The 19102-nt window shown below is 57.5% G+C and carries 18 protein-coding genes and 3 tRNA genes; 7 read left to right on the top strand and 14 right to left on the bottom strand.

Going from position 1 to position 19102, the window contains the following annotated elements; translation table 11 throughout:
• Positions 1 to 15: 15 nt before the first annotated feature.
• From ACQZ5Y_RS21515 to ACQZ5Y_RS21495, 5 genes are all read right to left on the bottom strand, one after another.
• Complete coding sequence (locus tag ACQZ5Y_RS21515) at positions 16 to 600, bottom strand: NuoB/complex I 20 kDa subunit family protein (protein WP_003512655.1); 585 nt, start codon at positions 598 to 600, stop codon at positions 16 to 18.
• Complete coding sequence (locus ACQZ5Y_RS21510; RefSeq protein ID WP_003512653.1) at positions 591 to 956, bottom strand: NADH-quinone oxidoreductase subunit A; 366 nt, start codon at positions 954 to 956, stop codon at positions 591 to 593. Before ACQZ5Y_RS21510 ends, ACQZ5Y_RS21515 begins: the two co-directional genes overlap by 10 nt.
• 435 nt (positions 957 to 1391) lie before the next feature.
• Positions 1392 to 1468 (bottom strand) — tRNA-Asp (locus ACQZ5Y_RS21505).
• Positions 1469 to 1509: 41 nt separating this feature from the next.
• Positions 1510 to 1586, bottom strand: a tRNA-Asp gene (locus ACQZ5Y_RS21500).
• An 89-nt stretch (positions 1587 to 1675) separates the two neighbouring features.
• Complete coding sequence (locus tag ACQZ5Y_RS21495) at positions 1676 to 1807, bottom strand: hypothetical protein (RefSeq protein ID WP_003512651.1); 132 nt, start codon at positions 1805 to 1807, stop codon at positions 1676 to 1678.
• A gap of 226 nt (positions 1808 to 2033) precedes the next feature.
• Between ACQZ5Y_RS21495 and ACQZ5Y_RS21490 the strand changes: the two genes are divergently transcribed.
• Both ACQZ5Y_RS21490 and ACQZ5Y_RS21485 read left to right on the top strand, forming a co-directional pair.
• Positions 2034 to 2109 (top strand) — tRNA-Val (locus tag ACQZ5Y_RS21490).
• A gap of 311 nt (positions 2110 to 2420) precedes the next feature.
• Entirely contained in the window at positions 2421 to 2561 is a 141-nt protein-coding gene (locus tag ACQZ5Y_RS21485) for a hypothetical protein (protein WP_003512649.1), read from the top strand.
• A 208-nt stretch (positions 2562 to 2769) separates the two neighbouring features.
• Here the strand turns inward: ACQZ5Y_RS21485 and ACQZ5Y_RS21480 are convergent, their stop codons facing one another.
• From ACQZ5Y_RS21480 to clpP, 5 genes are all read right to left on the bottom strand, one after another.
• On the bottom strand, positions 2770 to 4968 hold the full coding sequence (locus ACQZ5Y_RS21480) for an esterase-like activity of phytase family protein (protein WP_174049395.1): 2199 nt from the start codon (positions 4966 to 4968) through the stop codon (positions 2770 to 2772).
• Positions 4969 to 5326: 358 nt separating this feature from the next.
• On the bottom strand, positions 5327 to 5602 hold the full coding sequence (hupB, locus tag ACQZ5Y_RS21475; protein WP_003496481.1) for a DNA-binding protein HupB: 276 nt from the start codon (positions 5600 to 5602) through the stop codon (positions 5327 to 5329).
• Between the two features lie 288 nt (positions 5603 to 5890).
• On the bottom strand, positions 5891 to 8308 hold the full coding sequence (gene lon / locus ACQZ5Y_RS21470; RefSeq protein WP_003512645.1) for an endopeptidase La: 2418 nt from the start codon (positions 8306 to 8308) through the stop codon (positions 5891 to 5893).
• Positions 8309 to 8720: 412 nt separating this feature from the next.
• Positions 8721 to 9998: an ATP-dependent Clp protease ATP-binding subunit ClpX gene (gene clpX / locus ACQZ5Y_RS21465; protein ID WP_003512644.1), complete on the bottom strand. Its 1278-nt coding sequence runs from the start codon at positions 9996 to 9998 to the stop codon at positions 8721 to 8723.
• A 291-nt stretch (positions 9999 to 10289) separates the two neighbouring features.
• A complete protein-coding gene (gene clpP, locus ACQZ5Y_RS21460; RefSeq protein WP_003496491.1) occupies positions 10290 to 10922 on the bottom strand; it encodes an ATP-dependent Clp endopeptidase proteolytic subunit ClpP in 633 nt (210 codons plus the stop codon).
• A gap of 455 nt (positions 10923 to 11377) precedes the next feature.
• Between clpP and ACQZ5Y_RS21455 the strand changes: the two genes are divergently transcribed.
• Together ACQZ5Y_RS21455 and ACQZ5Y_RS21450 are read left to right on the top strand one after the other, a co-directional pair.
• Positions 11378 to 12625 (top strand): GGDEF domain-containing protein, encoded by a 1248-nt coding sequence (locus ACQZ5Y_RS21455; protein ID WP_065688229.1) that lies wholly within the window; start codon positions 11378 to 11380, stop codon positions 12623 to 12625.
• A gap of 91 nt (positions 12626 to 12716) precedes the next feature.
• A complete protein-coding gene (locus ACQZ5Y_RS21450; RefSeq protein WP_174059856.1) occupies positions 12717 to 13964 on the top strand; it encodes a cytochrome P450 in 1248 nt (415 codons plus the stop codon).
• Positions 13965 to 14022: 58 nt separating this feature from the next.
• On the opposite strand, the gene ACQZ5Y_RS21445 is transcribed toward ACQZ5Y_RS21450, so the two are convergent.
• The 4 genes from ACQZ5Y_RS21445 to ACQZ5Y_RS21430 all read right to left on the bottom strand — a co-directional run bounded on the left by ACQZ5Y_RS21445 (position 14023) and on the right by ACQZ5Y_RS21430 (position 16842).
• Positions 14023 to 14391 (bottom strand): cupin domain-containing protein, encoded by a 369-nt coding sequence (locus ACQZ5Y_RS21445; protein WP_113473845.1) that lies wholly within the window; start codon positions 14389 to 14391, stop codon positions 14023 to 14025.
• Between the two features lie 15 nt (positions 14392 to 14406).
• Positions 14407 to 15690 carry an O-acetylhomoserine aminocarboxypropyltransferase gene (locus ACQZ5Y_RS21440; RefSeq protein WP_035198148.1) on the bottom strand — a complete coding sequence of 428 codons (1284 nt, stop codon included), beginning with the start codon at positions 15688 to 15690 and terminating at the stop codon, positions 14407 to 14409.
• Positions 15691 to 15763: 73 nt separating this feature from the next.
• Positions 15764 to 16198, bottom strand: a complete 435-nt coding sequence (locus ACQZ5Y_RS21435) for a CoA-binding protein (protein WP_025593243.1) — start codon at positions 16196 to 16198, stop codon at positions 15764 to 15766.
• Positions 16199 to 16695: 497 nt separating this feature from the next.
• Positions 16696 to 16842 carry a hypothetical protein gene (locus tag ACQZ5Y_RS21430; protein ID WP_162163069.1) on the bottom strand — a complete coding sequence of 49 codons (147 nt, stop codon included), beginning with the start codon at positions 16840 to 16842 and terminating at the stop codon, positions 16696 to 16698.
• A 239-nt stretch (positions 16843 to 17081) separates the two neighbouring features.
• Between ACQZ5Y_RS21430 and ACQZ5Y_RS21425 the strand changes: the two genes are divergently transcribed.
• The 3 genes from ACQZ5Y_RS21425 to rpsI all read left to right on the top strand — a co-directional run bounded on the left by ACQZ5Y_RS21425 (position 17082) and on the right by rpsI (position 19102).
• The gene (locus ACQZ5Y_RS21425) at positions 17082 to 17918 is read left to right on the top strand and encodes an EamA family transporter (RefSeq protein ID WP_003512635.1); all 837 of its coding nucleotides are present in this window, start codon (positions 17082 to 17084) and stop codon (positions 17916 to 17918) included.
• Positions 17919 to 18167: 249 nt separating this feature from the next.
• Positions 18168 to 18632, top strand: coding sequence for a 50S ribosomal protein L13 (rplM, locus tag ACQZ5Y_RS21420; RefSeq protein WP_038490710.1), 465 nt, complete (start codon positions 18168 to 18170; stop codon positions 18630 to 18632).
• 2 nt (positions 18633 to 18634) lie between these two features.
• Positions 18635 to 19102 carry a 30S ribosomal protein S9 gene (gene rpsI / locus ACQZ5Y_RS21415; RefSeq protein ID WP_003512631.1) on the top strand — a complete coding sequence of 156 codons (468 nt, stop codon included), beginning with the start codon at positions 18635 to 18637 and terminating at the stop codon, positions 19100 to 19102.

Below are 19102 nucleotides of genomic sequence, written 5' to 3'. Positions count from 1 at the left end.
ATCCGTCCTTTGCCCTTAGCGCTCGATGGTACCGGTACGCCGGATCTTCTTCTGCAGCAGAAGCACGCCGTAAAGCAGCGCCTCCGCCGTGGGGGGACAGCCCGGAACGTAGATATCCACCGGCACGACTCGGTCGCAGCCGCGCACGACGGCGTAGGAATAATGGTAATAGCCGCCGCCATTGGCGCAGGAGCCCATGGAGATGACATAACGCGGCTCGGGCATCTGGTCATAGACCTTGCGCAGTGCCGGCGCCATCTTGTTGGTCAGCGTTCCCGCGACGATCATCACGTCCGACTGGCGCGGCGAGGCGCGCGGGGCGACACCGAAGCGCTCCATGTCGTAACGCGGGCCGGAAGCCTGCATCAGACCCTCGACGGCGCAGCAGGCAAGACCGAACTGCATCCACATCAGGGAGCCGGTACGCGCCCACGTGATCAGCTCGTCGGTCGAGGTGACGAGAAAGCCCTTGTCGGCCAGCTCGTCGTTGATTTCCGTGAAGTAGGCATCGTTGCTGCCGACGGGCTTGCCGGTCGCGGGATCGATGATCCCCTTCGGCTGCGGTGCAACGAGCGTGCTGTTGTTCTGGCTCATGCCCATTCCAGCGCTCCCTTCTTCCACTCATAGATAAAGCCGATGGTGAGAACGGCGAGGAACACCATCATAGACCAGAAACCGAACCAGCCCATATCACCGAAGGACACAGCCCAGGGGAACAGGAAGGCGACTTCCAGGTCGAAGATGATGAAGAGAATGGACACCAGATAAAACCGGATATCGAACTTCATGCGGGCGTCGTCGAAGGCATTGAAACCGCACTCGAAAGCGGAGAGCTTTTCCGGGTCCGGCGCCTTATAAGCGACAGCGAAAGGCGCGATGAGAAGCGCCAGGCCAATGACAAGAGCGATACCGATAAAGATTGCGATCGGAATATAGGAACTGAGGAGTTCAGTCATGGTCTCTTCCCTGTCCGGCCGGGTGCCGGACCTGCCTTTGCGACTGAAAGTCTAAAGGCGCACAAATATGTTGCAACGCCAAAGTGGTTAGCGCAGCCGCGCTCTCTCTGCAAGAGTTTAGGCACCATTTCAAGACACCTGCCGCATTGATTGGCAACAATATTGCCGGAATTGACGCAAATTTGGGCCACAATTCCGGGCTAAGCCCCTCAAATACAATAATAATCGATTGAACGACGCAACCGCAAAAAAGTCACACGAATTTTACGTCAAAATGGCAGCGAAGTGACGATCTCTCGATATCGAAACTTGACTAAAAACAGCAGGAAAAACCGCGCTCGCAAATGCCGGAAACAGGCGCTGAAATCGCCATTGCCGATATGGCAGGAAGATGCCTGCTTGCTTCGTTTGGGAGTGTCATTTCGGTGAAAGAAATGGCGCGAGTGACGGGGCTCGAACCCGCGACCTCCGGCGTGACAGGCCGGCACTCTAACCGACTGAGCTACACCCGCGCTCCACAGACACTCGTCTGCGTTTTTTCCGAGGAACAGGATGGCGCGAGTGACGGGGCTCGAACCCGCGACCTCCGGCGTGACAGGCCGGCACTCTAACCAACTGAGCTACACCCGCTTATCCTGACCGACAAGACCTTAGTCTCGCCGTACGAACCAGCCTCGGCTGTTCGTTGAGCGGCTAACTACGGCGTTCGTGCGGGGGTGTCAAGCAGGTTTCACGACAAAAGAATAAGCTTCTTCATTTTGATCGGAAAAAACTGAAAGGCCTTTGACCGGCATTGCAGCGAATGCCTTGTTTTCCGGGCTTTTCCCAACAAAAACAAAAAACTTGTCCACAGCCGGGGCGTCCGTAACGCGATTCCAGCATACCGCCAAAGGTAACGGCCGGGCGTTGTTTTTATCGAAAAGCCCGCAGTTCCCGGCTTTTTGCCGATCACCTCTGCCAATGGGCAAAGCTGTCCGGAAAAAAAACAAAAAAACTTCACAAAAGCCCTTGCGGTTTTTTTCCGATCCGAATACATCACGGCCACCGACGCGGCAGACACGATCTGCAAGACGCGAAGGGCGATTAGCTCAGTTGGTAGAGCGCCTCGTTTACACCGAGGATGTCGGGAGTTCGAGTCTCTCATCGCCCACCATTTTCCATCTACTTAAAATTGTTCGCATTACCAAGCCGAAGCTCTTTCGGGTGTCGGTGCGTTCCGCCGTAAACTTTCTGCTTTGGGAATCACAGCCCCTGCCCCCGATTCTGTAGACGGCCGCGGCCTTGGGCTGGTGGAGCGGCTTTTCCCGCGTGAGTCTATGCCAGATCGGCACTCCTGTTCCACATTCATACAGGCCGGCTCCAATAGGTGTGCCAGCCCGCAACATACCGAAAAATAAGCAGATTCAGACTTTTTAAAGAGATTTCATGCATTGTTTTCGAGCCGTTTCATGATGAACGGTATAAATGATGGATGAAACCATGTCGGTCGACGCGTTTGTAACACTCGCGCTTATTGCGCTGCCTGTTTATATTTTTTTCCGCTGGGTCCAGCAGGACTCAGAAAAAGACAGCACTCCCAAAAGCAAGAATTCCATGGGGCGGTGATCTCTAGCGATCTGGTCCACTGCACATTCATGGAAATCCTCCGGATAACACCCTCGATTATGCGATAGCGACGCGACCATGCCGGTTTTAACGGCTGGTGTGCGACTCATCGTGGGGAATCGGCATTCCCCAGATCGGGGTTTCTTCCGCCGCACAAAAAAGCCGGGCTATGCCCGGCTTTTCTCATTTGCGATTCTATTCGGACCGATCAGTTGATCGCCTTTAGATCGACGGTAAAGAACAGCGTTTCGCCGGAAGATCCGTCGACGCCGTCGTTGTCAGTGACGACATAGGCCGTTCCTGCCTTGTCGAAGGTGAAGCCTTCCAGCTTGTCAACGGTATAGCCATTCGTCTGGGCCTTGAGGTCCGGCAGGAAATCATGTGCTTCCTGCTTGGCCACCAGCGGCAGTTCGCCACCGACCTTGCCCGGCTTCAGGTCAGCGATCGCGACGCGGTAAAGCTTCTTGATCTTTGCCTTGTCACCGATCTGATTGTCGCGCTCGACGATATAGACATAGTCGCCCTGTGCGGTGATTTCAGAAAGGCCGACCCAGCCTGCCTCGGTCTTGTCGAGCGGGTAACGCACGGCTCCCCATTCCTTGGACTTCGGATTGTAGGAGACGAGCTTGACGAAACCCTTCTCGTCCGTGCCCCATTCGCGCTGTACGGCCATCCACAGCGTCGCGTCGTCGCCCTTGCCGATCATGGTCACGCCTTCGAAACCGAAGCGGGTTTCGCCAGCCAGCAGTTCCTTCGGCAGAGCGATCTCAGCCTTGATCTCGCCCTTGGCGCTGACATTGTAGAGTGCGTGGGGCAAGAGCTTGGCACTGTCACCTTCCGAGGCCAGCCAGAAGCCGCCCTTACCGTCAAGCGTAATGCCTTCGATGTCGAGTTTCTGGGCTGCGATACCGTCGCGCTTGATGCGCAGGGCGCTGGTGATGGTGGCAGGCTTCTTCGTTGCGTCGATGGTGTAGATCGACGGCTGGTTGCCATAGACCGAGTCGGACACGGCATAGAGGATGCCAGGCTTTTCAGCATCGCCCACCAGACCGGAGAGCGCACCCCAGCCGATCGGTGCGCCGTCAACGGTGGCGGAAGCGAGCTGCGGGTAGGCAATCTGGCCTTCTGCGCGTTCATAGATCATGACATGCGAGCGAGCGCCGCCATCTTCGACGAGATCGGCTTCGTTGGCAGTGACGAGAAGATTGCGCGACGGAATGGCGACGGCACCTTCAGGCGAAATGCCCGACGGCAGAAGCTGGAGCAATTCCGGTGTGCCGCCCGTATCCTTGTAGACCGCAGCGAGAGACGCGCGCTCGGCAAGAACGAAGAAGTACTTCTGACCATCGAAGGTTGCCGTCTCCAGACCTTCCGGCTCGATGCCCTTGGCCTTGGAGCGCTTTTCCGGATAGTGGCCGATGCTGGCGGCAGCGTGCTCAAGGGTGGCACCGGCTTCATAAAGAAGCTTGCCGGTCTTGTCAAAAATGGTGAAGCCGCGCGCGCCGCCCTGCCAGTCACCCTCATTGGCGATGACGATTCGGTCATTGTCCAGCCACTTCACGGCATCTGGCTCACGCTTGCGGCCTTCCTGCTTGTCGGTGAATTTGATCTGGCCGTCCGTCTTCGTGTCGACGCCTTCCAGATCAACCGTGCCGGCGGAGAAATGCGTCTTTACCGTACCGGTCTTGCCGTCGATGATGACGATGTGGTTGTTTTCCTGCAGCGTGAGCGCGATCTCGCCATTGGCATTGATCGAGACGAATTCCGGCTCCGGATCTTCCGGGGAGATTTCGGCAAGGCCGGTCACGTCGATCTTCTTCAGCGTCGCGCAGTCAGCAACACCGTTCTTCAGACCGACTGTCACCAGATAACCGGCGGGCATCTGTGGCAGGGCGCCTTCGTTCACCTCTTCATCGCGTTCGTTTTCGATCGCGATGGCAGCGAAGGTCTTGTCCGGGGAAATTGCGACAGAATCGGGCTGGCCGCCGAGATCGCAGCTCGCTTCAATCTTCTTGGTGGCGATATCGACCGTCACGAGCTTGCCGGACGGCTTGGCGCGGTTTTCGGACGTGTTGACACCGGCCAGAACCTTGGCGCCAGCAACGGCAACCGAGGTCGGTTCGCCTTCCAGCAGCAACGCGCCGCCAGCCTTGGGTGCCTTCGCGTCGGTGATGTCAACGAAACCAATGCCGCCAAGCGGGCTGTCCGAATAGATCAGCGTCTTACCATCTTCGCTTGCGGTTACGATTTCAGCTGAAGTGACGGCCTTCGCGTCCTTGTCCGCTGGCAGGTTCTTTACGACCGGGAAAGATGCGATGCGGTTGAAAACCGGCTCGGCGGCAGCCGGAAAGGCCGCGGACGTGAGCAGAGCAGCAGTCAAAGCCATCTGAGAAAGTCGGAACGCCATTATAAATCCCCCTTGGATCCAAAAAAACACCCTATGGCTTCTGCGTCAGAGACATGACAGCGGCATGACATTTCCTGTCGGAGGAATCAAAAAGCCCGACCATGAAGGCCGGGCTTTCCTGTTCGTGCGCACATTCCGCGTATCAGAGCGCCGTGTGACCGGATGGAGGCTACACAGGCGCGCTCTCCTACTTTCGAGTACATCTTGCCGGTTCGAAAAAAGGGCTATCCGAAAAAGCATTCCGAAAAGCCGCCCGGTTTACGTGCCGGCATGATGGCGTCAGGGCGTCAAAACATGTTTCCTCGTGAACCTGAAAAGCCGCCCGCCCGCCGCCGGACGTCACGGCCTTTCGGAAACCTTACGAGTTGACGGCGTCCTTCAGGCCCTTGCCTGCGGAAAACTTCGGTACGTTGCGAGCCGGGATATCGACTTCAGCACCCGTGGAAGGGTTACGACCCTTGGAGGCTTCACGACGGCTTACGGAGAAGCTGCCGAAGCCAGCGAGACGGATGTCGCCACCGCTCTTCAGTTCGTTCTGTACGGTTTCGAATACGGCATCAACAGCGGAAGCAGCATCTGCCTTCGTGAGACCAGCCTTTTCGGCAACAGCAGAGACGAGCTCGTTCTTGTTCATGTTTCCACCCCTTTCAATGGTTTGAAACGACTCAAATTAAGCCGGCGCAGAATACGTCTGTATCCGCGCGCAGCAACTCAAAAGCGCTGGAATCGCCTGAAAAACAAGGGGTCTGCGGGGTTTTTCACAAAAAAGGCCGACATTTCTGCCGGCCTTTCCCTTAAACGTGCCAATTTCGCACCAGTTCTGCGAGCATCAAAGAAGCATCGCGTCTTTCGGCATCTAACACATTGAATCTATGCACAGGTGTCGCGAAAACCGATTCTGGCTTTCACAACGACGTGGCAATCAATGTGCGATCGTCTGTCCGCCCTCGTCGACACCGTCGACAGTTGCGATAACAGGCGTTTCGATGCTGCCGTCCCACTCGATTGGCTCGGGCATGCGAAGCAGCGCGTGCTTGATGACCTCACCCATGCGAGAAACCGGGATGATCTCCATCTCGTTCTTAACATTGTCAGGAATATCCGCCAGGTCCTTGGCGTTTTCTTCCGGGATGAGCACCTTCTTGATGCCGCCGCGAAGCGCCGCAAGCAGCTTTTCCTTCAGGCCGCCGATCGGCAGCACGCGACCACGAAGCGTGATCTCACCCGTCATCGCCACATCCTTGGAGACCGGGATACCGGTCATGATGGAGACGATGGCGGTTGCCATGGCAACACCGGCAGACGGTCCATCCTTCGGGGTAGCCCCTTCCGGAACGTGAACGTGGATGTCGCTCTTGTCGAAACGCGGCGGTTCGATGCCGAAGTCCACGGCGCGCGAGCGGACATAAGATGCCGCTGCCGAAATGGATTCCTTCATCACTTCCTTGAGGTTGCCGGTGACCGTCATGCGGCCCTTGCCCGGCATCATCACGCCTTCGATGGTGAGCAACTCACCGCCGACTTCCGTCCATGCCAGACCGGTGACGACACCAACCTGATCCTCACGCTCGGCTTCGCCGTGGCGGAACCGCGGAACGCCCAGATAATCCGGAACGTTGGCTGCTGTGACTTCCACGGACTTGACCTTGCCCTTGATGATCTCGGTCACGGCCTTTCGTGCAAGCTTCATCAGCTCGCGCTCGAAGCTGCGCACGCCCGCCTCGCGGGTGTACTGCTGGATCACGATCATCAGAGCGTCGTCGCTGACCGAGAACTCTTCCGGACGCAGGGCATGTTCCTTGATCGCCTTCGGCAGCAGGTGACGCTTGGCGATTTCGCGCTTTTCGTCCTCCGTGTAACCGGCGATGCGGATCACTTCCATACGGTCCATCAGGGGACCTGGAATGTTCAGCGTGTTGGCCGTGGTCACGAACATCACGTCGGACAGGTCGTATTCCACTTCAAGATAGTGGTCCATGAAGGTGGAGTTCTGTTCCGGATCGAGCACCTCCAGCAGTGCGGAAGACGGATCGCCGCGGAAATCCATGCCCATCTTGTCGATCTCGTCGAGCAGGAAGAGCGGATTGGACTTCTTGGCCTTCTTCATCGACTGAACGATCTTGCCCGGCATGGAGCCGATATAGGTACGGCGGTGACCGCGGATTTCCGCCTCATCACGCACACCACCCAGCGCCATACGCACATATTCGCGGCCGGTCGCCTTGGCGATCGACTTGGCGAGCGAAGTCTTGCCGACGCCGGGAGGACCGACGAGGCACAGGATCGGCCCACGGATCTTCGAAGCGCGAGCCTGCACGGCCAGATATTCAACGATGCGTTCCTTGACCTTGTCCAGACCGAAATGATCCTGATCGAGGACCGCCTCGGCGCTGTTGAGATCAACCTTGACCTTCGACTTCTTGCCCCAGGGCAGGCTGAGCAGCCAGTCCAGATAGTTGCGCACGACAGTCGCTTCCGCAGACATCGGGCTCATCTGGCGAAGCTTCTTCATTTCCGCCTCGGCCTTATCCTTGGCCTCCTTGGAAAGCTTGGTCTTGGCAATGCGCTCTTCCAGTTCGGCCATCTCGTCACGGCCATCCTCGCCGTCGCCGAGCTCCTTCTGGATCGCCTTCATCTGTTCGTTCAGATAATATTCGCGCTGCGTCTTCTCCATCTGGCGCTTGACGCGCGAGCGGATACGCTTCTCAACCTGAAGCACGGAAATTTCGCCTTCCATGAAGCCGAGCGCTTTTTCAAGCCGCTGCTTCACGCTGACGGTTTCCAGCATTTCCTGCTTTTCGGTGATCTTGATCGACAGGTGCGACGCAACAGTGTCGGCCAGCTTCGAATAATCGTCGATCTGGCCGGCAGCGCCGACAACCTCGGGCGAAATCTTCTTGTTGAGTTTCACATAGCTCTCGAACTCCGAAACGACGGAACGCGACAGCGCCTCGATCTCAACCGGGTCTTCCGCAGGCTCCTGCAGCGGCGTCGCAGACGCTTCGTAGAAATCCTCGCGGTCGGTATAGGCCTCGATCTGGGCGCGGCCCTTGCCTTCCACAAGCACCTTCACGGTGCCGTCGGGCAGCTTCAGCAGCTGGAGAACGTTAGCGACCGTGCCGACCTTGTGGATGGCTTCCGGGGACGGATCGTCATCGCTGGCGTTGATCTGGGTAACAAGCATGATCTGCTTGTCCGAGCCCATGACCTCTTCGAGAGCGCGAATGGATTTTTCCCGCCCGACGAACAGGGGAACGATCATATGCGGGAAAACGACAATGTCGCGCAGGGGAAGTACCGGATAGATACCGCCGGATGCCGCAGACGTGATGTTCGTCATATCATTTCCTTTCATGGTCCCTTTCAGGACACTTTGCCTGACGTCTTGGGGCGTCCGGCATATTCATTTCTCGAGACTGAAAGTGGAGTTTCGGAACGCCGATTTCAAGTCACCGGAAGAGACGACCCCGCGCAACGGCACGGCCGTAAAATTCAAACAAATACAGCGCCGGCTATTACTCCCGACATTTCCGGTTATCCCACAGGATCAGGAACCGGGTCGCCGACGGTAATTCACATTTCCGTCATATCGCGCTGCAAATCAGTTTTAAGACTTTATCAGCAAAGCGCAATCCGCTCCAAACGCAAAATCGGGTTACTCCAAGTTAGCGGCAAGTTTCGCACCTGCCACAACAGAAAAGGCCCGCACGAGTGCGGGCCTTTTGAATTCATCAAAGCGTCGGATCGGTCAATCAAGCCGAAACATTGGCCTTTTCTTCCTGACGATCCGCATAGATGTAGAGCGGGCGAGCGATGCCGCTGACGACATCGTTGGAGATCACCACTTCGCGCACGCCTTCCAGCGTCGGCAGTTCGAACATGGTATCCAGAAGGATCTTTTCCATGATCGAGCGCAGACCGCGGGCACCCGTCTTGCGGGTAATCGCCCGGCGGGCAATCTCGCGCAACGCGTCCTCGTGGAAGGTCAGTTCCACATCTTCCATCTCGAACAGACGCTGGTACTGCTTGACCAGCGCGTTCTTCGGCTCGGACAGGATCTGGATCAGCGCATCCTCGTCAAGGTCCTCCAGCGTAGCCAGAACCGGCAGACGGCCGATGAATTCCGGAATAAGACCGAATTTCACCAGATCTTCCGGCTCCAGTTCGCGCAGCACCTCGCCAACGCGGCGATCGTCTTCCGCCTTGACGGTCGCACCGAAGCCAATCGAGGTCTTTTCGCCCCTGGCCGAGATGATCTTGTCCAGGCCGGCAAACGCGCCGCCGCAGATGAAGAGAATGTTAGTCGTATCCACCTGCAGGAATTCCTGCTGCGGATGCTTGCGGCCGCCCTGCGGCGGAACGGAAGCGACCGTGCCTTCCATGATCTTCAGAAGCGCCTGCTGAACGCCCTCGCCCGACACGTCACGCGTGATGGACGGGTTATCCGACTTGCGGGAAATCTTGTCGACTTCGTCGATATAGACGATGCCACGCTGGGCGCGCTCGACATTGTAATCCGCAGCCTGCAACAGCTTCAGGATGATGTTTTCCACGTCCTCGCCGACATAACCGGCTTCGGTCAGCGTCGTTGCGTCCGCCATCGTGAAGGGAACGTCGATGATGCGGGCGAGCGTCTGGGCAAGATAGGTCTTGCCGCAACCCGTCGGACCGACGAGCATGATGTTCGACTTCGCAAGCTCGACATCGCCATTCTTGGAGGCGTGCGCAAGGCGCTTGTAATGGTTGTGAACGGCCACCGACAGGATCTTTTTCGCCTGCTTCTGGCCGATGACGTATTCGTCGAGGATCTTGATGATGTCCTGCGGGGTGGGAACACCCTCGCGCGACTTCACCATCGACGTCTTGTTCTCCTCGCGGATGATGTCCATGCACAATTCGACGCATTCATCGCAGATGAATACCGTCGGTCCGGCAATGAGTTTCCGGACTTCGTGCTGGCTCTTGCCGCAGAATGAACAATAGAGTGTATTCTTAGAGTCGCCGCCGTTGCTGCCGCTGACTTTGCTCATATCACTTTCCTTCCAGCACGCCGCAGGTCCGCCAAACGGATCGCGGTCAACTTACCGCCCGCCGATACGGCCGCCCTTGGGTGCATCGCCGTATCCGCCTCGTTTCCCGGGGTACTAACCGGTATCAGATACATGAGCTGACAACCGGCTGCAACGAATTCCCCATCAAACCAAAGGCCACGTCATAAAAATTCAACACAGCCTTTATATATACTAATATCGCTTTCTGTTGCGGTTGAAAGCCCCGAAATTACTTTGCGGGGTTAAACAACCGTCAAAAAGCGTCGCGCCTTAATTCGCGGCGGCGCCTTCCATTTCCTGGCGCGAGGTGAGGATCTTGTCGATCACACCCCAGTCCTTGGCCTCGTCGGCATCCATGAAGTGGTCGCGATCAAGGGTTTTTTCAACCTCTTCCAGCGTACGGCCGGTGTGCTTCACGTAGACTTCATTAAGGCGACGCTTCATTTTGATGATGTCGCGGGCGTGACGCTCGATATCCGAAGCCTGCCCCTGGAAGCCGCCGGAGGGCTGATGCACCATGATGCGGGCGTTCGGAGTTGCGAAACGCATTCCCTTTTCGCCAGCAGCCAGAAGCAGCGAGCCCATGGATGCGGCCTGGCCGACGCAAAGCGTCGAAACGGCAGGGCGGATGAACTGCATCGTATCGTAGATCGCCATGCCGGCGGTCACGACGCCACCCGGCGAATTGATGTAGAGCGCGATTTCCTTCTTCGGGTTTTCAGCCTCGAGGAAAAGCAGCTGCGCGCAGACGAGCGAGGCCATCTGGTCTTCCACCGGTCCGGTGAGGAAAATGATGCGTTCCTTGAGAAGACGGGAAAATATGTCATAGGAGCGTTCGCCGCGATTGGTCTGCTCTACGACCATCGGCACCAGAGCCATGGCGGTATCAACTGGATTTTTCATGTCCGTCCTTTGTCAAACTCTGCCCTTCGCGGAAAACCGCTCCGGAATCACTTCTAACCTTCGTTCTCCCTACATAGAGTGTCCCTGCCCGGTACTTCAAGACACGAAGCCGCATATCCTTAACGGCTCAACAGCGTTTACGGGCGTTTTCCACCCGCGGGGTAACGGCTATGGAGAAGCCGATGCCAGCCGAACCATTCTCTGTCGCCCGCATTATTTTTTAACAGGAGCAAACCGCAAACGCAAAAACCGGTGTGTTGCCCAGATATAACTTCTCACTGGCAAGAACTCGTTAGGTATTTGCGGCTGATACTACGACCGCGAATTTCCGGTTTCCCGTCAGGGGGCGGGAGCCTCTTTTGAGGCGAAATGGCATCTCCACCAATTCGGCGGGCATTGCGCACATCGTGCCGCGAACCGCTTTTACGGCATGATAGCGCAGATAGGATTTTGCAATGCTGGATGCAAAGACGGGCATGCTGCTTTGGGCGTCGGAAACGCTGACCCTTGCCCTGCTGCTGGGAACCCTGTGGCTGCACCGCCCTGCCCGCCGGCACAATATCTATTTCGCAGCCGGTTTCGCCGCCACGAGCGCCGGCACGGTGATGGTGGCGCTGCGCGGCGATATTCCCAACTTCCTGTCGATCGAAGTCGGCAATACGCTTGCCCTTTCGGCCTTCAGTTTCTGGCTCGCCGGTCTCCTGTCCTTCGAACAGCGCAAGACCGCCGGCTGGATCGCCATTCCGCCGCTGTTATGGGTGGCGGGCATGCTGATCGGCCCCGTACGCGAAAACATGGTCCCGCGCATCCTGCTCTATCACATCTGTGCCGCCACCGGTTATTTCATGCTGGCCGGCATTCTTCTGGCCAGCAAGGCACGCGCGTCATTCAGCCGCAAGGTGCTGGCGGCCACCTTCATCGTGCAGGCATTTTGCGGGGCGCTCGTGGCGTCCATCGTCATTCCCGTCAACGCCGCCGCCCCCAACGCCATTCCGCTGACGGCAGCGCTCGCCTTTTCAGGCATTCTCGGCTTTACCATCATCGTCATGATGAGTGCCAAGATCATCATGGAAGACACGGAAACCCGCCTGCACCGGCTGGCCATGACCGACCACCTGACCGGCGTCCTCAACCGGCGAGGGCTGCTTGAAGAGTTCGAACACATCAAAAAAAGGTCGCCCGGCTCCAGCCGTTACGTGGCGCTGGCGCTGTTTGACATCGACCATTTCAAGAAGATCAACGACAAATACGGCCATCAGTCGGGAGACGCGGTGCTTGTGCATTTTTGCAATATGGCGCAGCGGGTCATCGGTGAGCGCGGCCTGTTCGTCAGGATGGGTGGCGAAGAATTCGCGCTCGTCGCCGAAGTGGAAAGCCCCTCCAGCACCGTGACGCTTGCGGAAGCCATCCGCAGCAACCTGCGCCTTTCGAAGATCAGCGCACGGGGCGAAAACATCGAGGTCACGACCAGCGTCGGCATATCCGAAGCCATGATCAAGGATGCGGACCTGAGCGTGATGATGACGGAGGCCGACCGCGCGCTTTACGCGGCCAAGAAGGCCGGCCGCAACCGCACTGTGATCCACGTCAATTCAGCCAATGTTGTCGTCCCCTCTCCGGACCGGAACGAAAACCCGATGGACAACAATGCCAACCGGCAGGTTGCGGCGCTGAACCGGATAGCGGCCATCGCCAACCGGTGACAAAGTAACCATACAGTGACATGCGGATAAACACACGGAACGGCACTTTCCCGCCCTTCCCAAAGTGCGGCGCGCGGAATAAACCATAGACATGACAGCGACATTTCCCTTTCTCAAAATCGATCCCGCCACGCGTCGTGTTTCACTCGATGCCCGCAATCCGGCTTTCTACAACGATCCGAACCCGGTCTATGCTGCCCTGCATGCCCAATGTCCCACTTTCTATTGGGAAGAGCAGCGGCAGTGGTTTTTCACCGAATACGACCATGTCAGCGCCCTATTGCGCGACCGCCGGTTCGGACGGCAGATCCTGCATGTTGCGAGCCGCGAGGAGATCGGTCTGGCAGAGCCGCTCGAGCATGTGAAGCATTTCGACGCCGCAGAGCAGCACTCGCTTCTGGAGCTGGAGCCGCCGGAACACACACGGCTGCGCACCCTCATCAACCGCGCTTTCGTTTCGCGGCATGTCGACAAGATGAAGCCGGAAATAGAGGAACTCGCCAACCGGCTGATCGACGCCTTCGAACGAAACGGCGAGACGGAACTGCTCTCTTCCTATGCCGATATCATCCCGGTCACGATGATCGCGCGCATGATCGGCATTCCCGAGGAAATGGGGCCGCAGCTTCTGAAATGGTCACATGCCTATGTCGGCATCTACATGTTCAAGCGCACGCCTGAGGACGAGCTTCTGGCCGACAGGGCCGCACATGAGTTTTCAGACTATGTGCGCAGTGTGATCGCGGAGCGCCGGGCGGAGCCGAAAGACGATCTGCTGAGCCACATGATCCATACGGAGCACAAGGGCCAGTATCTGACCGACGACGAGCTGATCTCGACCACCATCGTTCTGTTGAACGCCGGGCACGAGGCGACGGTGCACCAGATCGGCAATTCCGTGCGCATCATTCTGGAAAGCGGCATTGCGCCTGACACACTTTTCCACGACGAGACGGCAACGGAACGCACGGTGGAAGAAACGCTGCGTATCTGCGCGCCCGTCCATATTTTCCAGCGCTGGGTTCTGGAGCCGGTCGAGATCGATGGCGTGGAATTCAAACGCGGCGACAAGGTCAGCCTCATTCTGGCGGCCGCCAATCTCGATCCGGCCAAGTTTTCCGATCCCCTGGCATTCAGGCCGGACCGAAACGAAGGCGCCAACGTCTCCTTCGGCGCCGGCATCCATTTCTGCATTGGCGCGCCGCTGGCAAGACTGGAGCTGAACCTAGCCTTGCCTCTGCTTTTCAAGCGACTGCCGGGCCTGAAGATTGCCGAGCCACCCAAGGTCAAGGACGTCTATCACTTCCATGGTCTGGAACGGCTCGATCTCAGCTGGTGACAGCCACGCCGGGAACAACCTTTATCCCGGCGATGGACCAATAGAAATCATCCGGCCCCTACAACCGGATGACATAATCCTTGCGGGTCGTTTCGATGACCTCCCAGGTTCCCTTGAAGCCCGGCCGCAGGACCAGCCTGTCGCCCGGTTTCAGATCTCTCGCGGATCCGCCATCCTCCGTCAGGATCGAGTGACCCTCGAGAATGTTAAAATATTCCCATTCGTCATAGACCACCCGCCATTTGCCGGGCGTCGACTGCCAGATGCCGGCATAGATGCCACCGGGCGCTTCCTCCAGATTCCACGTGGTGAATTTGGGGTCGCCGGAAATCAGCCTTTCCGGTGCGGGTGCACTGTGCTCCACCTCCGCCTCGACATCACTGGCCGTAGCGGTTCGTGTATCTTCGAATGCGAGAAAATTCGTCATGACGACCCCGGTCTCTCAGAGCTTCGCAAGCGATTGTTCGAGATCGGCGATGATGTCCTTGACATCCTCGATGCCGATCGAGAGGCGCACCACATCCGGTCCGGCACCCGCCGCCGTCTGCTGTTCCGGTGTCAGCTGCGCATGTGTCGTGGAAGCCGGGTGGATGACGAGAGAGCGTGTATCGCCGATATTGGCGAGATGGGAGAAGAGTTGCAGACCTTCCACCAGCGCCTTGCCGGCGGCATAACCGCCCTTGATGCCGAAGGTGAAGACGGAACCAGCGCCCTTTGGCGAATAATGCTGCTGGATTGCGTAGTTGTCGCTGTCCTCCAGCCCGGCATAATGCACCCAGCCCACCTTGGGGTGCGCTTTCAGCCATTTGGCGACGGCCAGCGCATTGTCGGAGTGGCGCTGAACGCGCAGCGGCAGGGTCTCTATGCCCGTGAGGATGAGGAAGGCATTGAAGGGTGAGATCGCAGGGCCGAGATCGCGTAAGCCAAGAACGCGGCAGGCAATCGCGAAGGCGAAATTGCCGAAGGTCTGGTGCAGCACGACGCCGGAATATTCTGGGCGGGGCTGCGACAGCGACGGATATTTATCCGTGGCCGACCAGTCGAAAGTGCCGCCATCGACGATGATGCCACCCATGGAATTGCCATGGCCGCCGAGGAATTTCGTCAACGAATGCAATACGATATCCGCGCCATGCTCCAGCGGCCGCAACAGATAGGGGCTTGCCATGGTGTTGTCGACGATGAGCGGCAGGCCGTGACGATGGGCGACATCTGCAATCGCGGCGATATCCACGAATGTGCCACCCGGGTTGGCGAGGCTTTCGATGAAGATGGCGCGAGTGCGGTCGTCGATCTGCCGTTCGAAACTGGCCGGATCAGCCGCATCGGCCCAGCGCACCTGCCAGTCGAAACCCTTGAAGGCGTGGCCGAACTGGTTGATGGAGCCGCCATAAAGCTGGCGTGCCGCGACGAAATTGTCGCCGTGTTGCAGCAATGTGTGGAAGACCAGCAATTGCGCGGCGTGACCGGATGCAACGGCAAGTGCCGCCGTGCCGCCTTCAAGCGCTGCGACACGCTCCTCCAGAACCGCCTGGGTTGGGTTCATGATGCGCGTGTAGATATTGCCGAACTCTTTTAATCCGAACAGCGCGGCTGCGTGATCGGCGTCACGGAAGGCATAGGCCGTTGTCTGGTAGATCGGCGTCGCGCGCGCACCGGTGGTCGGATCGGGCTGTGCGCCCGCGTGCACGGCCAACGTTGAGAACCCGGGATTGCTGCTCGGCATGATGTTTCCTCCAATGATATTTTGGAGGGATCATAATGCCTTGCCGCCAAATGATAAGTCCAATCCGTACCAACTATCGCACAATATTGAGACGCGGATACTCAATTGCGGGGCAACGGTCCATCACCACGTTCATGCCGTAGGCCTCGGCCTTGGCCGCCGCATTGTCGTCTCTGACCGAAAGCTGGCCCCAGATCACCGATGGCCGCTGCGGCAGCAATATCGCCTCTTCGACAATTGCCGACAAATATTCCGGCGCCCGGAACACATCGACCATATCAACGGGTTCGGGAATGTCGGCAAGCCGCGCATACACCTTCTGCCCCAATATCTCCTTGCCCGCCTGACCGGGATTGACGGGAAACACGCGGTAACCCTTGGACAGCAGAAAGCGCATGACGCCGTGGCTCGGCCGATCCGGATTGGGAGAGGCGCCAAGCAGGGCGATGGTCCTGACATCCGTCAGAATTTTTCTGAGGTAATCCGGTTCATAGGTATCATGCTGCATGTCAACTTTTCCCTCTGCCATATCGCGCGGTTCAAGGACCTCATGCGCCGGCTCGACGCTCAATGGCCCAGCGAGAATTGCCTCTCCCGCATAAATCCGCGGACGAGCTTTTCGCACCGCTTTTTTGCGGCCGCTTTCCTAGATCTAGGAACCCTCATCCTTCTCTTGAACCCCCGCCCGAATGAAAATATTGAACAAGCCGGACTCGTGGTGTCACGAAAGTACACCTAGTTTGCGCAAAATGATTTCACAAAAACACCTTAAGCGGCGTTGTGCTGAGTATTTTTATCCAGTTTTTCAAAAGCATACATTTCGATGAATATTTGCTGAAACAACATTTGCGTGCATCTTATGCGCCCTTCGTCTCCTGTTTGTTTTCATTCCGTTCACCGATGCATTAGGCGTATCTAATTTTCAGAAAGTTATTCTGTAAATCAAGTTATAGGTAAAACTGTAACGTTGTAGAGAGCCATTCAGTAATGAATTGAAACTTCTTTTCATTTTGAGCCTGCATGTGCTCGCTTGATTGATACAGTTTTATCTTCTGGATATGGGCAATTTTGAGCAGGAATAATCGCCGCAATCGGTCGCATTTTTGCGAAAAACACGTTCCACAGCAAAACCATAAGCTGTGCATCCGGCATCGGCGCGTATGTCCTGCTGATGAAATCGTGAGCACGGCCGCATATCGCCTCTCGCACAGTTGCCCACTTCATCCCGCAACACGCACAAACCCGAAACTTGACACGCGTCATAATCCGCAAAGAAGCAACCGCTTACGACAGGAGGATTTGCGTCTCCCACAGCCACCACGGAAAATGGATTCCGGTTTTCAAGCCGATGCTGTAGGTTGCCTGGAATAGCCCATGAGCGAGTCTCTATCGTGACATTTGACATTCTAATTCTGGTGCTTCTGGGCGCGATATTGCATGCCGGATGGAATGCGCTGGTAAAATCCGGATCCGACAAGTCGCTGGACGCCTCGCTGATCGCGGCGGGCGCCGCAGCTTGTTCTTTACCCTTCCTGCCCTTCCTGCCGTTTCCTGCGCCGGTGGCCATTCCCTTTCTCATCGCCTCGGCCGTTCTGCAATTTGCTTATTTCCGCCTAGTCGCCGCCGCCTATACGATCGGCGATATCGGCCTCGTCTATCCCGTCATGCGTGGCGTGGCGCCGCTGATCGTCGCAGCGACGAGCAGCCTTTTTCTCAGCGAGATTTTAAGCCCGCTCGCGCTTGCCGGGATTGCCATCATTTCCGGCGGCATCCTGACGCTTGCCTTCGAGGCGCGGCGCGGCGGCGGAAAGGCGATCATTGTCGCGCTCATCAACGCCTTCGTGATTGCATCCTACACCTTCGTTGATGGTGTCGGCGCAAGGCTTTCCGGCAATGCGATTTCCTATACGTTGTGGATGTCGCTTCTGCCGCCCGTGCTCCTCTTCGGTTTCGCATTTTACCAGCGCGGCGTAAGCGCGGTGACGCAGCATGTGCAGCGAAACTGGTGGCGCGGCCTGATCGGCGGCGGCGGCTCCATCCTCTCCTACGGGCTGGCGCTCTACGCCATGACCAAGGCCCCCGTCGCCGTCGTCGCGGCGCTGCGCGAAACCTCAATTCTGTTTGCGCTGGTGATCTCCGTCGTCATCCTCAAAGAACGCGCCAGCGTCTGGCGTTATCTCGCTGGCGGCATCATCGCAGCGGGTGTTCTGGTCATGCGGCTGGGATGAAACAGGCAAATCTATGGGGTAAAATAATACCACATAAATAAACCATTGTTTTTATTGATTTATTTTTACAGTCAGCAAAATCTGTCATATTGACGCTTCATCCAGCACACCGTATAAGCGCGCCAGATCGGATTCCAAAGGGAATATGGTCATTTGCGGTCGCCTTTGGGTGACCAAACCAAGCAACAAGAAACGCCCGTATGCTCTTACTTAAAGAGGATGACGGGTCCACGTTAGAAAGTGAAATCCATGTCTACTTTCGTTCAGAAGCCTGCTGAGGTGGAGAAGAAGTGGGTCATCATCGACGCCGAAGGCCTCGTTGTTGGTCGCCTCGCCACCATCATTGCAACCCGCCTGCGCGGCAAGCACAAGGCCACCTACACCCCCCACGTCGATGATGGCGACAACGTCATCGTCATCAACGCGGAAAAGATTGCCTTCACCGGCAACAAGTACTCCGACAAGAAGTACTACTGGCACACCGGTCACCCGGGTGGCATCAAGGAGCGTACGGCTCGCCAGATCATCGAAGGTCGCTTCCCGGAGCGCGTCGTTGAAAAGGCCGTCGAGCGCATGATCCCGCGCGGCCCGCTCGGCCGTCGTCAGATGAAGAACCTGCGCGTTTACGCCGGCTCGAACCACCCACACGAAGCACAGCAGCCCGTCGTTCTCGACGTAGCCGTGCTCAACAAGAAGAACGTAAGGAGCGCCTGATAATGGCCGATCTTTCCTCTCTGAAAGACCTCGCCCCTGCATCGGAAGCTTCTGCTCCCGTGCACGTCCGCAAGGTTGACACTCTCGGCCGCTCCTACGCGACCGGCAAGCGCAAGAACGCCGTTGCCCGCGTATGGGTAAAGCCGGGTTCTGGCAAGATCATCATCAACGGCCGCGATTTCACCACGTATTTCGCACGTCCGGTTCTGCAGATGATCCTTCAGCAGCCGATCGTTGCCGTTGCACGCACGGGCCAGTTCGACATCATCGCTACCGTTGCCGGTGGTGGTCTGTCCGGTCAGGCCGGTGCCGTTCGTCACGGTCTGTCCAAGGCCCTCACCTACTTCGAACCGGGCCTGCGCGCCGTTCTGAAGAAGGGTGGCTTCCTGACCCGCGACAGCCGCGTTGTCGAACGTAAGAAGTACGGTAAGGCCAAGGCCCGCCGTTCGTTCCAGTTCTCCAAGCGCTAA

The organism is Agrobacterium sp. A3-95 (genome assembly GCF_053521785.1).
The sequence above is the reverse complement of the archived record's forward strand: the minus strand, read 5'-3'. Positions and strand labels throughout refer to the sequence as shown.

Bases quoted from the DNA above. Each gene is read 5' to 3' on its own strand.
- ACQZ5Y_RS21480 (WP_174049395.1), bottom strand. From the start codon at position 4,968: ATGGCGTTCCGACTTTCTCAGATGGCTTTGACTGCTGCTCTGCTCACG.
- ACQZ5Y_RS21485 (WP_003512649.1), top strand. From the start codon at position 2,421: ATGATGGATGAAACCATGTCGGTCGACGCGTTTGTAACACTCGCGCTT.
- ACQZ5Y_RS21435 (WP_025593243.1), bottom strand. From the start codon at position 16,198: ATGCAGCATGATACCTATGAACCGGATTACCTCAGAAAAATTCTGACG.
- clpP (WP_003496491.1), bottom strand. From the start codon at position 10,922: ATGAAAAATCCAGTTGATACCGCCATGGCTCTGGTGCCGATGGTCGTA.
- lon (WP_003512645.1), bottom strand. From the start codon at position 8,308: ATGACGAACATCACGTCTGCGGCATCCGGCGGTATCTATCCGGTACTT.
- ACQZ5Y_RS21515 (WP_003512655.1), bottom strand. From the start codon at position 600: ATGGGCATGAGCCAGAACAACAGCACGCTCGTTGCACCGCAGCCGAAG.
- ACQZ5Y_RS21445 (WP_113473845.1), bottom strand. From the start codon at position 14,391: ATGACGAATTTTCTCGCATTCGAAGATACACGAACCGCTACGGCCAGT.
- clpX (WP_003512644.1), bottom strand. From the start codon at position 9,998: ATGAGCAAAGTCAGCGGCAGCAACGGCGGCGACTCTAAGAATACACTC.
- rpsI (WP_003512631.1), top strand. From the start codon at position 18,635: ATGGCCGATCTTTCCTCTCTGAAAGACCTCGCCCCTGCATCGGAAGCT.
- ACQZ5Y_RS21430 (WP_162163069.1), bottom strand. From the start codon at position 16,842: ATGCCGGATGCACAGCTTATGGTTTTGCTGTGGAACGTGTTTTTCGCA.
- ACQZ5Y_RS21510 (WP_003512653.1), bottom strand. From the start codon at position 956: ATGACTGAACTCCTCAGTTCCTATATTCCGATCGCAATCTTTATCGGT.
- hupB (WP_003496481.1), bottom strand. From the start codon at position 5,602: ATGAACAAGAACGAGCTCGTCTCTGCTGTTGCCGAAAAGGCTGGTCTC.
- rplM (WP_038490710.1), top strand. From the start codon at position 18,168: ATGTCTACTTTCGTTCAGAAGCCTGCTGAGGTGGAGAAGAAGTGGGTC.
- ACQZ5Y_RS21450 (WP_174059856.1), top strand. From the start codon at position 12,717: ATGACAGCGACATTTCCCTTTCTCAAAATCGATCCCGCCACGCGTCGT.
- ACQZ5Y_RS21455 (WP_065688229.1), top strand. From the start codon at position 11,378: ATGCTGGATGCAAAGACGGGCATGCTGCTTTGGGCGTCGGAAACGCTG.
- ACQZ5Y_RS21440 (WP_035198148.1), bottom strand. From the start codon at position 15,690: ATGCCGAGCAGCAATCCCGGGTTCTCAACGTTGGCCGTGCACGCGGGC.